The 16,200-nt window shown below is 53.1% G+C and carries 13 protein-coding genes and 1 pseudogene; 8 read left to right on the plus strand and 6 right to left on the minus strand.

Features of this window, described 5'->3' with window-relative positions; all coding sequences use genetic code 11:
* Positions 1 to 17: 17 nt before the first annotated feature.
* Both selD and WH279_RS17425 read right to left on the minus strand, forming a co-directional pair.
* On the minus strand, positions 18 to 1,064 hold the full coding sequence (gene selD / locus WH279_RS17420) for a selenide, water dikinase SelD (RefSeq protein ID WP_339457862.1): 1,047 nt from the start codon (positions 1,062 to 1,064) through the stop codon (positions 18 to 20).
* 9 nt (positions 1,065 to 1,073) lie between these two features.
* On the minus strand, positions 1,074 to 1,625 hold the full coding sequence (locus WH279_RS17425) for an NAD(P)H nitroreductase (RefSeq protein ID WP_200642444.1): 552 nt from the start codon (positions 1,623 to 1,625) through the stop codon (positions 1,074 to 1,076).
* A gap of 193 nt (positions 1,626 to 1,818) precedes the next feature.
* On the opposite strand from WH279_RS17425, the gene sppA reads away from it, so the two are divergent.
* From sppA to pncA, 3 genes are all read left to right on the plus strand, one after another.
* Entirely contained in the window at positions 1,819 to 3,675 is a 1,857-nt protein-coding gene (sppA, locus tag WH279_RS17430) for a signal peptide peptidase SppA (RefSeq protein WP_339457863.1), read from the plus strand.
* Positions 3,676 to 3,777: 102 nt separating this feature from the next.
* Positions 3,778 to 4,791 (plus strand): asparaginase, encoded by a 1,014-nt coding sequence (ansA, locus tag WH279_RS17435; protein WP_200642442.1) that lies wholly within the window; start codon positions 3,778 to 3,780, stop codon positions 4,789 to 4,791.
* Positions 4,792 to 4,808: 17 nt separating this feature from the next.
* A complete protein-coding gene (gene pncA, locus WH279_RS17440; protein WP_339457864.1) occupies positions 4,809 to 5,423 on the plus strand; it encodes a bifunctional nicotinamidase/pyrazinamidase in 615 nt (204 codons plus the stop codon).
* Positions 5,424 to 5,498: 75 nt separating this feature from the next.
* Here pncA and WH279_RS17445 read toward each other — a convergent pair whose 3' ends face one another.
* Entirely contained in the window at positions 5,499 to 5,777 is a 279-nt protein-coding gene (locus tag WH279_RS17445) for a YeaC family protein (protein WP_133841861.1), read from the minus strand.
* A gap of 8 nt (positions 5,778 to 5,785) precedes the next feature.
* On the minus strand, positions 5,786 to 6,196 hold the full coding sequence (gene msrB / locus WH279_RS17450) for a peptide-methionine (R)-S-oxide reductase MsrB (RefSeq protein WP_159336546.1): 411 nt from the start codon (positions 6,194 to 6,196) through the stop codon (positions 5,786 to 5,788).
* Between the two features lie 341 nt (positions 6,197 to 6,537).
* Here msrB and gapA point away from each other — a divergent pair, with 341 nt between their 5' ends.
* Positions 6,538 to 7,533, plus strand: a complete 996-nt coding sequence (gapA, locus tag WH279_RS17455) for a glyceraldehyde-3-phosphate dehydrogenase (protein ID WP_191932526.1) — start codon at positions 6,538 to 6,540, stop codon at positions 7,531 to 7,533.
* Positions 7,534 to 7,602: 69 nt separating this feature from the next.
* Positions 7,603 to 8,481 (plus strand): D-hexose-6-phosphate mutarotase, encoded by an 879-nt coding sequence (locus WH279_RS17460; protein WP_339457865.1) that lies wholly within the window; start codon positions 7,603 to 7,605, stop codon positions 8,479 to 8,481.
* 54 nt (positions 8,482 to 8,535) lie between these two features.
* Here the strand turns inward: WH279_RS17460 and WH279_RS17465 are convergent, their stop codons facing one another.
* Both WH279_RS17465 and WH279_RS17470 read right to left on the minus strand, forming a co-directional pair.
* Positions 8,536 to 9,387 (minus strand): aldo/keto reductase, encoded by an 852-nt coding sequence (locus WH279_RS17465; RefSeq protein WP_339457866.1) that lies wholly within the window; start codon positions 9,385 to 9,387, stop codon positions 8,536 to 8,538.
* Positions 9,388 to 9,469: 82 nt separating this feature from the next.
* A complete protein-coding gene (locus WH279_RS17470) occupies positions 9,470 to 10,219 on the minus strand; it encodes a MipA/OmpV family protein (protein ID WP_339457867.1) in 750 nt (249 codons plus the stop codon).
* A gap of 432 nt (positions 10,220 to 10,651) precedes the next feature.
* Here WH279_RS17470 and yeaG point away from each other — a divergent pair, with 432 nt between their 5' ends.
* From yeaG to WH279_RS17485, 3 genes and pseudogenes are all read left to right on the plus strand, one after another.
* On the plus strand, positions 10,652 to 12,586 hold the full coding sequence (gene yeaG, locus WH279_RS17475) for a protein kinase YeaG (protein WP_133841855.1): 1,935 nt from the start codon (positions 10,652 to 10,654) through the stop codon (positions 12,584 to 12,586).
* A gap of 70 nt (positions 12,587 to 12,656) precedes the next feature.
* Positions 12,657 to 13,937 (plus strand): annotated as a pseudogene (locus WH279_RS17480) (YeaH/YhbH family protein).
* 310 nt (positions 13,938 to 14,247) lie between these two features.
* Entirely contained in the window at positions 14,248 to 15,975 is a 1,728-nt protein-coding gene (locus WH279_RS17485; protein WP_200642436.1) for a potassium/proton antiporter, read from the plus strand.
* The last annotated feature ends 225 nt before the right edge of the window (positions 15,976 to 16,200 follow it).

Below are 16,200 nucleotides of genomic sequence, written 5' to 3' on the forward strand. Positions count from 1 at the left end.
CGGGGGTGAATTCCTGCTCAGGGTTTGACTTCAATAACGGCCCTTCCGGCCTGCGCCGTCAGGAGTTCGCCAATAGGTGTTAGCGAAATAGCCTGGGCGGCCGCCATCGCCTCAACGGCAGCTTCCGCGCCCGGTAAAACGGCGAGTAACAGGCCACCCGAGGTTTGCGGGTCGCACAACAGATGACGCTGCATGTCGGTCATGGGCCCCACCAGCTGACCGTAGCTGGCAAAGTTACGCCCGGTGCCGCCAGGCACACATCCCAGGGAAATATACTCTTCAACGCCCGGCAAACGCGGGATCGCGTGGAACCACAGATCGGCATGCAATCCGGCGCCCTGACACATCTCGCTCAGATGTCCCAGTAAACCAAATCCGGTCACATCCGTCATGGCACTGACCCCCGCTTCAGACGCGAAGGCCGCACCGACCTGATTAAGCTGGCACATGGTGGCCGTGGCAAGGCCCTGGTGCTCCTGACGCAGCAACGATTTCTTCTCTGCGGTGGTGAGGATACCAATCCCTAAGGGTTTGGTGAGATAAAGGCGGCAGCCCGGCAAGGCTTCGCTGTTGCGTTTTACCTGGTCGGTATTGACGATGCCCGTGACAGCCAGGCCGAAGATTGGCTCCGGCGCATCAATAGAGTGCCCCCCCGCCAGGCTGATCCCCGCCTGTTCACAGACGCTACGCCCACCTTCTATTACTCTACGCGCAATTTCGGGTGCCAGTACGTTAACTGGCCAGCCCAGAATGGCAATCGCCATAATCGGTTTGCCGCCCATCGCCCAGATATCACTGATGGCGTTAGTCGCAGCAATACGCCCGAAATCGTAGGGATCGTCGACGATTGGCATGAAAAAATCGGTAGTGCTGACCACTGAGGTGCCGTTGCCCAGGTCGTACACGGCCGCATCATCGCGGGTTTCGTTGCCCACCAGCAAATTGGGATCTTTGCGCAGCGGGTGATCGCTGTGCAGAATACGGTCCAGCACCGCCGGGGAAATTTTACAACCGCAGCCTGCTCCATGGCTGTACTGCGTCAGACGAATCGTGTTCTCGTTCATCTGCATCACTCAGAAATAGCTGACGAATGGCGCGCTGTCTGGCGACTGGATAGTGGTAGAGGATTTCAACTGTGGCGTACCCAGATAGAGGAAACCGACAATGGCATCCTGTGCACGGCAACCAAATGCCTGACGTACCGCTTCGTCTTCTGTCCAGGCACCACTGCGCCAGATGCCGTTAAAACCCTGTGCCGCTGCGGCCATCTGCATTGCCATCACGGCGCAGCCAGCAGAAACCACCTGCTCCCAGCGCGGGACTTTTGGATGCTCTTCACAGTGAGCCACCACGGTAATAATCATCGGAGCACGGAACGGTGCCTGCTGCGCTTTTTCGATAGCTTTATCATCCAGCTGTGCATCACGCGAGACGTTTTCCAGCAGCGTACTGAAGCGGTCACGGCCTTCATTTTCAATGATGATAAAACGCCACGGCTGTAAGGTACCGTGATCGGGAGCGCGCATACCTGCCTGCAGAATGTTTTCCAGTGCCTCACCGGTCGGCGCTGGCGCAGCCAGACGGGATGCCGAGCGACGGTTAACCAGTAATTCCAGAGCGTCCATAACTTCCTCCTGATAATAATTTGTATCCCGCAGAAACTAGCACAGGATGATGTTTTGTTACAGCATTGCGCTTTTTCCTGCTGACAATTACGCCACTGCTAATTAGGATGTGAGCTATTACTGCCCGGTTTAGCGGTTACGCTGTCACCGACATCCCGCTTATCGGGTATTTTATTGCGATTATGGAGAGTTTATGCGCGTCTTGTGGCGAATTATCGCTAATTTTTTTAAGTGGACATGGCGGGTGCTGAATTTCGTACGCGAATTTATTCTCAACCTTTTCCTTATCCTGTTGATCCTGGTGGGCGCGGGTATCTGGTTCCAGTATAACAGTGCCAGTACGCCTGCCGATGTTCAGAAAGGCGCACTGACTGTCGACCTCAGCGGTGTGGTTGTCGACAAACCTTCTGTCAGCAACACCATGAGTAAACTGGGCCGCCAACTGCTGGGTGCCAGCAGCGATCGCCTAAAAGAAAACTCACTGTTTGACGTGGTGGATGCGATTCGCCAAGCCAAAGGTGATGCCAAAATTACTGGCATGGTGCTGGACCTGCGCAACTTTGCTGGCGCGGACCAGCCGTCACTGCAATATATTGGTAAGGCACTGCGCGAGTTCCGCGACAGCGGCAAACCGATCTACGCTACGGGCGACAGCTATAGTCAGGCACAATATTATCTCGCCAGCTTTGCTAATAAGATTTACCTCTCCCCACAGGGTACGGTCGATCTGCATGGCTTTGCCACCAATGGTCTCTACTACAAAACGCTGCTGGATAAACTGAAAGTCAGTTCCCATGTCTTCCGCGTCGGGACCTATAAATCAGCGGTTGAACCTTTCCTGCGTGATGATATGTCACCTGCGGCACGCGATGCCGACAGTCGCTGGGTCGGTGAGCTGTGGCAAAACTATGTCAATACGCTGGCGGCCAACCGTCAGATCACGGCAGACCAGGTCTTCCCGGGTGCACAGGGCGTGCTGGATGGCCTGAAGAAAGTCGGTGGCGATACCGCTCAGTATGCCAAAGACGCAAAACTGGTGGATGAACTGGCCTCTCCGTCCATCGTGGACCAGCAACTGGTGAAAACATTCGGCTGGGATAAACAGTCGAAAGACTACAACGGTACCAGTATTTATGACTATCCGCTGAAAAATGCCCCCACCACCGATGGCAACATCGCGGTGATCATGGCTAATGGCGCGATTATGGATGGCGAAGAGACACCAGGCAGCGTGGGCGGTGACACCACAGCATCGGAAATCCGTGATGCCCGCCTTGATCCGAAAATCAAAGCGATCGTCTTCCGCGTGAACAGCCCGGGCGGCAGCGTGACGGCGTCTGAAACCATCCGTGAAGAGCTGGCAGCCGCGAAGGCAGCCGGTAAGCCGGTGGTCGTTTCGATGGGCGGTATGGCAGCCTCAGGCGGTTACTGGGTCTCTACACCGGCTAACTACATCATTGCCAGCCCGAATACGCTGACCGGCTCCATCGGCATTTTCGGCGTGATTAACACCGTTGAGAATTCGCTGGATGCCATTGGCGTGCACACGGACGGCGTAGCGACCTCACCGCTGGCTGATATTGCCAGCACCAAGGCGCTGCCGACGGAAGTACAGCAGTTGATGCAGTTAAGCATTGAGAACGGCTATAAAAACTTCCTTAATCTGGTGGCAGCGTCGCGCAACAAAACACCGGAGCAGATTGACCAGATTGCACAGGGCCATGTCTGGACCGGCAGCGACGCGAAAGCGAACGGACTGGTCGATGCCCTGGGTGACTTTGACGATGCCGTCGCCAAAGCCGCAGAGCTGGCTAAACTCACGCAGCCACAGCTCAGCTGGTATCAGAATGACCCCAGCCTGATTGAGGTACTGTTCAGCCAGGTCGATGCCTCTGCACAGGCGGCGCTGCCTGAAACACTGAAAGCCTGGCTGCCCGCTCCGATGATGGATGTGATGAATGCCATGAAGGATCAGCCAGGACTGATGAACGATCTGAATGATCCTCAGAACCGTTACGCGTTCTGTCTGAGCTGCGGTAACGTCAAATAGCAGTGACCGCGATCACTATTCAGCCCGACGCCATCTGGTCGGGCTGCTTTTCCTCTCCTTTCCCCTTATACTGCGCTTTTTTGGCCAGTCTTGAGTTTACTAATGCAAAAGAAATCCATTTACGTCGCCTATACCGGCGGTACGATCGGTATGCAGCGTTCTGAACACGGCTTTATTCCGGTCTCCGGCCATCTGCAACGTCAGCTGGCCAATATGCCGGAGTTTCACCGCCCGGAGATGCCTGATTTCACCATCCATGAATACCAGCCGCTGATTGACTCCTCTGATATGACACCGCAGGACTGGCAATCGATTGCGGATGACATTCGTCAGAATTATGACAATTACGATGGCTTTGTCATTTTGCACGGCACCGACACCATGGCCTTTACGGCCTCTGCACTGTCGTTCATGCTGGAAAACCTGGCCAAGCCGGTCATTGTGACAGGCTCACAGATCCCGCTGGAGCAACTGCGCTCCGACGGCCAGCAAAATCTGCTGAACTCACTGTTTGTCGCCGCAAATTACCCGATTAATGAAGTGACGTTATTCTTCAATAACACGCTTTATCGCGGTAACCGCACCACCAAAGCGCACGCTGACGGTTTCAATGCGTTTGATTCGCCAAACCTCGCCCCGCTGCTGGAAGCCGGCATCCATATTCGTCGTCTGAATACCCCTGCTGCGCCCGCAGGCCAGGGAGCGCTGATCGTGCATCCGATTACGCCGCAGCCGATTGGTGTAGTGACAATCTATCCGGGCATTTCTGCTGCCGTGGTACGTAACTTCCTGCAACAGCCGGTAAAAGCACTGATCCTGCGTTCTTATGGCGTGGGGAATGCGCCGCAAAACAAAGAGTTCTTGCAGGAGCTGAAAGACGCTTCTGAACGCGGCATAGTGGTCGTTAACCTTACGCAGTGCATGTCCGGTAAGGTTAATATGGGGGGCTACGCCACCGGAAACGCTCTGGCCCTTGCGGGCGTGGTGAGTGGTGCCGACCTGACCGTTGAGGCCACACTGACCAAACTGCACTTCCTTCTGAGCCAGGACCTGACCAGCGATGAAATTCGTCAGCTGATGAAACAGAACCTGCGTGGTGAACTGACCCCGGACTAATTCCAACGGAGTAACTGATGCGTGACCGCCAGGCGTTGTTGTTGATTGATCTGCAAAATGACTTTTGTTCTGGTGGCGCGCTGGCTGTCAGTGAAGGCGATCAGACGATTGCGGTGGGAAACCGCCTCGCTGCCGAGTTCCACCAGCGCGGCGAGCCGGTGATTGCCACACTGGACTGGCACCCGGCTGGGCACGGTAGTTTTGCCAGCAGCGCTGGCATGCCGTCAGGAACCCTGGGGGAGCTTCATGGCCTGCCGCAAGTGTGGTGGCCGGATCATTGCGTGCAGCATAGTCACGGCGCGCAGTTACACCCTCAGCTTAACCAGGCGCTGCTGACACTGCAGGTATGCAAAGGCGAGAACCCGGATATCGACAGCTACAGTGCATTTTATGATAACGGCCAGCGTCACCAGACGCCGTTACATGCCTGGCTCCAGGCGAACGGCATTACGGCGCTGACGGTAATGGGGCTGGCAACGGATTACTGTGTTAAATACAGCGTGCTGGATGCACTGGCGCTGGGCTATCAAGTCACTCTGGTGAGCGCCGGATGCCGTGGGGTCAATTTGCAGGCTGATGACAGCCAGAAAGCCCTGGCCGAAATGGCCGTGGCGGGCGCGAAAATTATCTAAAGGCCACAAATTTCCGGGCGGGTCTGAGGCCCACCCGGTCATATCACCAGGACGAATTATTCCGGAAGGAATAATTTACTGGAGTTTTATTCGTGTGATCGCGTCGTCGCTGATCCCGAACTCTTCTTTGAGCTGTTTCTTGCTTTTCATCACGATTTCCCCGCCTTTTGCGACACTCATATGTTGCGGGTTTTCATTGTGACGTGCTTGCCACAGCAGGACTAATTGCAAGCTGTTCTCTTTCTGCTCCGGCGTCAGTGCCACGCCATCAGCCCACTTGCCGGTTTCTACCGCCGTCACCAGTCGCTGATACACGTCTGGCGTCATACTGGCAATCATCTCATCCAGTTCCATCGCGACTCCTAGCCCTGAGTACTGTTGCCGTCTTCGTCAGTAAAACTCAACGAAGCGGAGTTGACGCAGAAGCGCTCTCCCGTCGGCTGTGGGCCATCCGGGAACACATGACCGAGGTGAGAATCACAGCTTCCGCACCGGATTTCAATGCGTTGCATGCCATGAGTGTCATCTTCCAGATAGCGAATCGCATCATCACTGTAGGGCTCATAGAAGCTGGGCCAGCCGCAGCCTGAATCATATTTTGACCCGGACAGAAACAGCGGTGCCTGGCAAACCAAGCAGTGATAGATGCCTTCGTGCTTGTTATGCAGCAATTTGCCGGAATACGGCGGTTCTGTGCCGCGCTGCTGGGTCACGTAGCGCTGCATCTCGGTTAACACATTTTCGGGTGAGAAAGGTGTATCATCTTTAGCCATGTTAGACTCTCTGGCAGTGTTATTCTGAAATTATCGGCTAGTATTCTAACAAATACTTAACAAGAGCAGGTGAATTTTTCGTATCGGGTGCACAAGGTGATCCAGTCTGCGTTGAATTTGTGACGCAGATCACCCTTTGGATCCATCACCCCTTTATATCCGGGCAACTTGCCCCAAGATCAATGGTGTTCACCCGTCAAGAAATAGGTTTTGTGTTGAATAATTCCTGGTCGACAGTTTGATTTGTCGCAACAATTGACACGATTCCGCTTGACGCCTGGTATGGTTTTTGTAATTTTACAGCCAACCTTTTATTCACTATCAACAAGCTGGTGGAATATATGACTATCAAAGTAGGTATCAACGGTTTTGGCCGTATCGGTCGCATCGTTTTCCGTGCTGCTCAGGAACGTTCTGATGTAGAAATCGTTGCAATCAACGATCTGCTGGACGCAGAGTACATGGCTTACATGCTGAAATACGACTCAACTCACGGCCGTTTCAACGGCACCGTGGAAGTCAAAGACGGCCATCTGGTTGTTAACGGCAAAACCATTCGTGTTACCGCTGAGCGTGATCCGGCTAACCTGAAGTGGGATGCAGTAGGCGTGGATGTGGTTGCAGAAGCGACCGGTATCTTCCTGACTGACGAAACTGCACGTAAACACATCGAAGCTGGCGCGAAGAAAGTTGTACTGACTGGCCCATCTAAAGATGACACCCCAATGTTCGTTATGGGTGTAAACCACAAGTCCTATGCTGGCCAAGATATCGTTTCTAACGCGTCCTGTACCACCAACTGCCTGGCACCGCTGGCTAAAGTAATCAACGACAACTTCGGTATCGTTGAAGCTCTGATGACCACGGTTCACGCCACTACCGCGACTCAGAAAACCGTTGATGGCCCGTCTCACAAAGACTGGCGCGGCGGCCGCGGCGCATCTCAGAACATCATCCCTTCTTCTACCGGTGCTGCTAAAGCGGTAGGTAAAGTGATTCCTGAGCTGAACGGCAAACTGACAGGTATGGCGTTCCGCGTTCCTACCCCTAACGTTTCTGTTGTTGACCTGACTGCACGTCTGGCTAAACCAGCATCTTACAAAGAAATTTGTGCTGTGATTAAAGCCGCTGCCGAAGGCGAGATGAAAGGCGTTCTGGGTTACACCGAAGACGAAGTGGTTTCTACCGATTTCAACGGCGAAACGCTGACTTCTATCTTTGATGCGAAAGCGGGTATCGCACTGAGCGATACTTTCGTTAAACTGGTTTCCTGGTACGATAACGAAACTGGCTACTCCAACAAGGTCCTGGACCTGGTTGCTCACATCGCTAAATAAGCGACGTGAATGAGACTGAGGGCGACGGAAGTCGCCCTTTTTTTTGGTTAAATTTCAGAAGGCTGACTCATGAACGAGAAACTCTTTTCACTGCCCGTGATTAACCAGATTACCCCTTACCTCTCCCAGCGCCAGATTGGCGATCTGCCCGTTGTTGTCGTGGCGCATCCTAAAGTGCGTGCTGCCGTGACCTTACAGGGTGCCCAGCTGATTGCCTGGCAACCTGCCGGTGAAAAACCGGTGATCTGGTTAAGCGATAAAACCGCCTGGAATGCGGGTAAAGCTATCCGCGGAGGTGTGCCGATCTGCTGGCCGTGGTTTGGCCCGGCGGGTGAACCTGCGCATGGCTTTGCCCGCATCCTGCCGTGGACGCTGACCGCTCACGATGAAAATGAAAACAGCGTGATGCTGACGTTCGAATTAAAAAGCAGTGAACAAACGAAGAAACTCTGGCCGCACGATTTTACGCTGTTTGCCCGTTTCCGCTTGAGCGATCGCTGTGAAATTGAACTGGAAGCCCACGGTGACTTCGATGCCACCGCCGCACTGCATAGCTACTTCGAAGTGGCTGACATCGCCGGTGTTGAAGTCAGCGGTCTGGGCCCGAGTTATATCGACAAGGTCAACAACGGTGTCACCGGAACCTCTGCGGAGGGTAAGCAAACCTATCCGCAACGCATCGACCGCATCTATACCCAACCGGCAGATTGCAGTGTGATTGACGACAAGACGGGTCAGCGTGTGATTGAGGTTTATCATCATCACCAAAGTGACGTTGTCACCTGGAATCCCGGCGCGGAGCTGTCATGCAGTATGAGTGATATGGCTAACGAAGGTTTTAAAACCATGGTGTGCGTTGAAACAGCCCATGTCAGCCAGCCGATGAAAAGCGCGGGTGAACAACCTGCCCGCCTGGCGACCACCTTCCGGGTACGCAGCAAGCGTTAAGCATGGGCCGGAGCGCCCCTTTTCGGGCCGCTCCCTGCTCTGCCTTCCCCAGATTCAGACCACATCCAGCGGTTGCTTTGTTTCTGGCGGCGGAAATGCCTGATTGATCAGTGCCAGTTCCTCGCTGGTCAGTACCATCCCGAGCGCAGCCGCATTGTCATCAACATGTGCAATGCTGCTCGCTTTCGGGATCGCCATCACCCCTTCTTTACGGATCACCCACGCCAGCAGAAGTTGCGCCACGCTGATGCCCTTTTGTTGTGCAATTCGGGTCAGCGCCGGGTGACTCATCAGCTCTGCGCGTAATCGACCCGCCTGCGCCAGAGGGCAATAAGCCATCAGCGGCATCGCCAGCTGCTGACAGTCAGGCAGCAAATCGTACTCAATTCCACGGGATGCCAGATGGTAAAGCACCTGGTTAGTGGCGCACTGCGCACCGCCTTCTTCAGCAAGTAACTCGTGGAGATCATCGCTGTCAAAATTAGACACACCCCAGCGGCGAATTTTTACCTGTTGTTGCAGCGTTTGCATCGCACGTAGCGTCTCTTCCAGCGGAATATTTCCCCGCCAGTGCAGGAGATAGAGGTCGAGATAATCGGTGTTCATGCGAGTCAGGCTGCGTTCACAGGCATCAACAGCATCCACCTCACTGGCATTCCACGGGTAAACTTTGGAGACCAGATAAGCCTGGTCACGACGCCCGCGCAAGGCCTCACCCACCACCCGTTCAGCGCCGCCATCGGCATACATCTCGGCGGTATCGATCAGCTTCAGCCCCCGCTCCAGCCCGGCTTGCAAAGCAGCGACTTCCTGATGATGTTGAGCAACATCTTCCCCCATAAACCATGTACCCTGACCTATCGCAGGCAGCTCGGTGCCATCGGCAAACGTGACGACTCGGTTCATCTTTCTCTCCTTGCACTTTTTTAGGGCGACACCATGATAAAAAAGGGCGCAGAGCGCCCTTTTTTAGTGCAGAGTGAGGTCATCAGAAGGTATAGCTTACCCCGGTCCACAACAGCATCTGCGAATCTCTGTCCACCATCGGGCTGTCTTTAATTTCATCCGCAAGACGGCTGTAACGACCTGAAAGGGTCGCATTCCAGTTCTCACTGATGGCCCAGCCTGCGGTCAGCTCAACGTACGGGCTCCAGCTGCTGTCTGGGTCATAACGATCCAGGCCGCTGCGGCGGGATTCCGCTGACGAGATACCATAATAATACCCGTTCTGGTTTGAGCTGTTCCACAACGCGCCAATCCCCGGAGTCAGGTTAAACTGTCCGAATTCAAAGCGATACAGGTAGGTCAGGTCCCAGATAATGCCGTTACTGTTGTCCAGCATGTCACCCACCAGCGTGGTGCGCACGATGCCCCAGTCGGCAGAGTGACGATACGCCAGGCCACCCATCAGGGTCATATGGCGCTTATTCAGCGATTTCATATCCCCGTCATCGGCATCATCCGGATCATAGTTCTGCGGCGAACCCAGGACGGTCAGAGACAGCTGGTCCTGCTGGTCTTTCCACAGGAAATACCCGGCCTGAAGGCTACGGATATAGAAGCTGTCGCCCTCATAATTGATGATGGGAACCGGATAGTAACGGTCCTGACCGCTTTTATAAGGGCTCTGGCTATAGAGCAGCGACGCGCCCAACGTTAACGGATTGGCTTGTGCGAGAGGCGCAGCAAAACAGACAGGTAAAAGTGCAGTAAGCACTGTAAGTTTGAATTGGTTCACAATTTATTCAGTCCATTAATATAACAATCGGTCATCAGTCTAAACATTATGGTCGTTTTGAGTCATACATTTACATTATTAGTAGCACATATAATCAATAACCCGAGAGAATGCGGCTGAAGATGGCTGTTGTTGAGGTTTACAAAAGCTCGTCAGACCGCATCAACCATGGGGTTGGTATAGCTGGTTTATAACTTTGTTATTGAAATTTCATTGAAAATGCCAAGCGAATCAGGAAATTTCCTAAATGCGATCTACGCTTATTTATAAGACGCTAAATTCCAACGAGCAGAGTGACCAGCAATTTTGTGTTTCCCGATAAAAAAAGTCAGGTTGGCATAAGGGTTGCTGTACTCACTGTAAGTTCCTTCAGGGGCTGACCAAACTTAGGCTCCTGGTACCTGTGCTAAAAACGAAAGGACGGGCATCGCCATGAATATATTCGATCACTACCGTCAGCGCTATGAAGCTGCCAAGGACGAAGAGTTCACACTGCAGGAATTTCTTACGGTTTGCCGGCAAGATCGCAGTGCATACGCCAATGCGGCGGAACGACTGTTAATGGCTATTGGTGAGCCAGTAATGGTGGATACCGCGCTGGAGCCACGCCTTTCCCGACTTTTCTCCAATCGTGTTGTTGCGCGCTATCCTGCATTCGAAGAGTTTTATGGTATGGAGGATGCCATTGAGCAAATCGTTTCCTACCTGAAACATGCGGCACAGGGGCTGGAAGAGAAGAAACAGATCCTGTATTTGCTGGGTCCGGTCGGTGGCGGGAAATCCTCTCTGGCCGAACGTCTGAAATCACTGATGCAGCGTGTGCCCATCTATGTGCTCACGGCAGATGGCGAACGCAGCCCGGTGAATGACCATCCGCTGTGCCTGTTTAATCCTCAGGAAGATGCCAACATTCTTGAAAAAGAATACGGCGTTCCACGTCGTTACCTTGGCACCATCATGTCGCCATGGGCCGCCAAACGCCTGCATGATTTCGGCGGTGATATCACCCGCTTTAAGGTCGTGAAGGTCTGGCCGTCCATTCTTGAACAGGTCGCGATTGCCAAAACCGAACCTGGCGATGAAAACAACCAGGATATTTCGGCGCTGGTGGGTAAAGTGGATATCCGTAAACTGGAAAACCACGCGCAAAACGATCCTGATGCTTATGGTTATTCCGGAGCGTTATGCCGGGCGAACCAGGGGATTATGGAGTTTGTTGAGATGTTTAAAGCGCCTATCAAGGTGCTGCATCCGCTGCTGACGGCCACCCAGGAAGGGAACTATAACGGGACTGAAGGGATCTCTGCCCTGCCGTTTAACGGGATAATCCTCGCGCACTCCAACGAATCTGAGTGGGTGACCTTCCGTAACAACAAGAATAACGAGGCGTTCCTTGACCGTGTTTACATTGTCAAAGTGCCTTACTGCCTGCGCGTGTCGGAAGAGATCAAAATCTACGACAAGCTGCTGGTTAATAGTGAGCTGACCCACGCACCTTGCGCGCCGGGTACGCTGGAAACACTGGCTCGCTTCTCGATTCTGTCGCGCTTGAAAGAGCCGGAAAACTCCAGTACCTATTCGAAAATGCGCGTCTACGACGGTGAAAGCCTGAAGGATACCGATCCTAAGTCGAAATCCTACCAGGAATATCGCGATTACGCAGGTGTGGACGAAGGAATGAACGGGTTATCTACCCGCTTCGCCTTCAAAATTCTCTCCCGTGTGTTCAACTTCGATCATGCTGAAGTCGCGGCTAACCCGGTGCACCTGTTCTATGTGCTGGAACAGCAGATCGATCGTGAACAGTTCCCACAGGAACAGGCTGAGAAATACCTTGAACACCTGAAAGGCTACCTGATCCCGAAATATGCTGAGTTTATTGGTAAAGAAATTCAGACGGCTTACCTGGAATCTTACTCTGAATATGGTCAAAACATCTTCGACCGCTATGTGACCTACGCTGACTTCTGGATTCAGGATCAGGAGTATCGTGACCCGGACACCGGGCAGCTGTTTGACCGTGAGTCCCTGAACGCAGAGTTGGAAAAAATTGAGAAACCGGCCGGGATCAGTAACCCGAAAGACTTCCGTAATGAGATCGTTAACTTTGTCCTGCGCGCCCGTGCTCATAATAATGGGCGTAATCCGAACTGGACCAGCTATGAGAAGCTGCGTACCGTGATCGAGAAAAAAATGTTCTCGAACACCGAAGAGCTGCTGCCGGTCATTTCCTTTAACGCTAAAACGTCCACCGACGAACAGAAAAAACACGACGATTTTGTCGACCGTATGATGGAAAAAGGCTACACCCGCAAACAGGTTCGCCTGCTGTGCGAATGGTATTTGCGCGTAAGAAAATCGTCCTGATTCGGAAGTCGCATCCATTCGGGTCAGGGCTGATGTCCTGACCCGTCTGGCAACACTGTTTGGGGGAGCTATGGCCTATTTTATCGATCGGCGTCTTAACGGTAAAAACAAAAGCGCGGTCAATCGTCAGCGCTTTTTGCGCCGCTATAAATCGCAAATCAAACAGTCGATCTCCGAGGCCATTAATAAGCGTTCGGTTACCGACGTTGAGAGCGGTGAATCCGTCTCTATTCCAATTGAAGATATTAACGAACCGAGTTTCCATCAGGGACGCGGCGGCCAGCGCCATCGCGTTCATCCAGGTAATGACCACTTCGTGCAGAATGACCGCGTGGAGCGCCCACAGGGCGGTGGCGGCGGGAGCGGCAGTGGTCAGGGTAATGCCGGAAAGGATGGTGAAGGCCAGGATGAGTTTGTCTTCAATATCTCGAAAGATGAATATCTCGATTTGCTGTTTGAAGATCTCGCATTGCCGAATCTGAAAAAGAATCAGCATCGTCAGCTCAATGAGTATAAAACCCACCGTGCGGGCTATACCGCTAACGGTGTACCGGCCAATATCAGCGTGGTGCGCTCACTACAGAATTCGCTGGCGCGGCGTACCGCCATGACGGCGGGGAAACGGCGTCTGCTGGCCGAACTGGAAGAATCGCTGTTGCTGGTTGAAAACAGTGAGCCTGCTCAGTTGCTGGAAGAAGACCGGCTGCGGAAAGAAATTGAAGAGCTGCGTGCCCGCATCAAACGCGTGCCCTTTATTGATACCTTTGACCTGCGCTATAAAAACTTCTAAAAACGCCCGGAGCCTTCCAGCCAGGCCGTGATGTTCTGTCTGATGGACGTGTCGGGTTCAATGGACCAGGCCACCAAAGATATGGCTAAACGTTTTTATATTCTGCTGTATCTGTTCCTCAGCAGGACCTATAAAAACGTCGATGTGGTGTATATACGCCACCACACTCAGGCAAAAGAAGTCGATGAGCAGGAGTTTTTCTACTCACAGGAAACGGGTGGGACGATCGTGTCCAGCGCACTAAAACTGATGGATGAAGTCGTGAAAGAACGTTACGACCCGACCCAGTGGAATATCTATGCCGCACAGGCTTCCGATGGCGATAACTGGGCCGATGACTCACCGCTGTGTCACGAAATCCTGGCAAAAAATATTCTGCCCGTGGTGCGTTACTACAGCTATATCGAGATCACCCGGCGCGCTCACCAGACTTTGTGGCGTGAATATGAACATCTGCAATCGACCTTCGATAACTTTGCCATACAGCACATCCGTGAACCGGAAGATATCTATCCGGTGTTCCGCGCGCTGTTCCACAAACAGGCAGAAGAGAATTACTGATGTCTGCCCTCAGCCGACGCTTGCCGTCGGCTGAGAAATTTTGCATATAGTCCCTTCCCCGCTTTTAACCCGTGTCATACTGCCCCCCTGTCAGGCTTTTATCTGGCTTTCACGCCTTTTTTCGAGTCTGCACCGCTAATGCGTCAAATAAAGCCCATTTTGGTCGCACTCAGCGGCATTTACTTATGGCTGTTTTACGATATTTTATTCTGACTGACCTTATTCTTCTGGCCGCAAATGAATTGCGTACAGATTTTGTCCCCTTCACTGAGTGAAGCGGTTTTTTTACTCATCACAGGAGAGATGCCCATTGGAAGCCAGCGCGATTTATAGTTTGTTCATTATTGGTTCTGTGCTGGTTGCGTCGAGCATTTTACTCAGCTCATTTTCATCGAAACTGGGTATCCCGATTCTGGTTATCTTCCTGGCCCTCGGTATGCTGGCGGGTGTTGACGGTATTGGGGGGATCGCCTTTGACAACTACCCCGCGGCCTATCTGATCAGTAACCTGGCGCTGGCAGTGATCCTGCTGGATGGCGGTATGCGAACCCAGGCCAGCTCGTTTAAAGTCGCACTCGGTCCGGCGCTGTCGCTGGCAACGGTGGGTGTGCTGATCACTGCCGGGCTGACAGGTCTTGCCGCCGCCTGGCTGTTTGATCTCAACCTGATGAACGGTTTTCTTGTCGGGGCCATTATCGGTTCCACCGATGCCGCTGCCGTGTTTTCACTGCTGGGCGGTAAAGGCCTGAATGAACGCGTCAGCGCCACGCTGGAAATAGAGTCCGGCAGTAACGACCCCATGGCAGTCTTCCTGACCATCACCCTGATTGAGATGATCCAGCAGGGTCAGAGCGGATTAAGCTGGATGTTTGTGGTGCACCTGGTGCAGCAGTTTGGACTGGGCATTGTGCTCGGGCTGGGCGGCGGCTGGGCCTTACTGCAACTGATTAATCGTGTCTCGCTGGCCAGCGGTCTCTATCCACTGCTTGCCGTCAGCGGAGGCATTCTGGTCTTCGCCCTGACCACTGTTCTGGAAGGCAGCGGCATCCTCGCCGTCTACCTGTGCGGCTTTGTGCTGGGTAACCGCCCTATTCGCAACCGTCATGGCATTTTGCAAACCTTTGACGGCATGGCGTGGCTGAGTCAGATCGGCATGTTCCTTGTGCTCGGCCTGCTGGTCAATCCCCTCGATCTCTGGCATATCGCTATTCCGGCCACGTTGTTATCACTCTGCCTGATTCTGGTCGCACGCCCGCTGTCGATAATGATTGGGCTGTTGCCGTTTCGCGGTTTCAATATTCGTGAAAGGATTTTTATTAGCTGGGTCGGACTCAGAGGTGCCGTGCCGATTATTCTGGCCGTCTTCCCGATGATGGCCGGGTTGCCCCATGCCTCTCTGTTCTTCAACATTGCCTTCTTTGTGGTGCTGGTGTCACTGATGGTTCAGGGCACATCACTGGGTTGGGCAGCGCGTAAAGCCAGGGTTGTCGTTCCGCCGATGGCTTCTCCTATTTCCCGCATTGGTCTGGATATTCACCCTGAGAATCCCTGGGAGCAGTTTGTTTATCAGCTCAGTGCCGACAAATGGTGTGTGGGCGCCGCGCTGCGTGACCTCAGAATGCCGCGAGAAACGCGTATTGCCGCGTTGTTCCGCGATAACCTGCTGTTACACCCATCCGGCAGCACTCGCCTGAGAGAGAATGATGTGCTGTGCGTCATTGGCCGTGAACGTGACCTGCCCGCACTTGGCAAGCTGTTCAGCCAGTCCCCGCCGGTGTCGTTGGATCAGCGCTTCTTTGGTGACTTCATTTTGCAAGCCGATGCCCGCTTGCACGATGTCTCCGAGATTTACGGTATTGAACTGGATGAGGACTCTGATACTCAGCAAACGCTGGGACAGCTGGTGCTGGGGATGATTGGCGGCGCACCCGTGGTCGGTGACCAGGTGGAATGGAAAAACATGGTCTGGACCGTGGCTGAGAAAGAAGCTAACGAGATCGTCAAAATCGGTGTCAGGGTTCAGGAAGAAAGAGAATAATTTTTCCTGATTTCATTCAGAACAGGAATCCCACTCCGCAAGATTTATCTGAAACCGTCATATTTAACCCTGGCGGTTTCAGATTCATCAAATAGTGATTTTTTGTTTATCGTAGTGTCATATTTTTTATTTATATCTTTCATTTAGCGCCAGAACTTAAGATTAATCCCCCTGTTTGATTTTTCATCTTCTTTTAGGATTATCCCGTATTAACTAACTCAAATA

This window comes from Erwinia sp. MYb375 (assembly GCF_037479175.1).
GTDB lineage: Bacteria > Pseudomonadota > Gammaproteobacteria > Enterobacterales > Enterobacteriaceae > Erwinia > Erwinia rhapontici.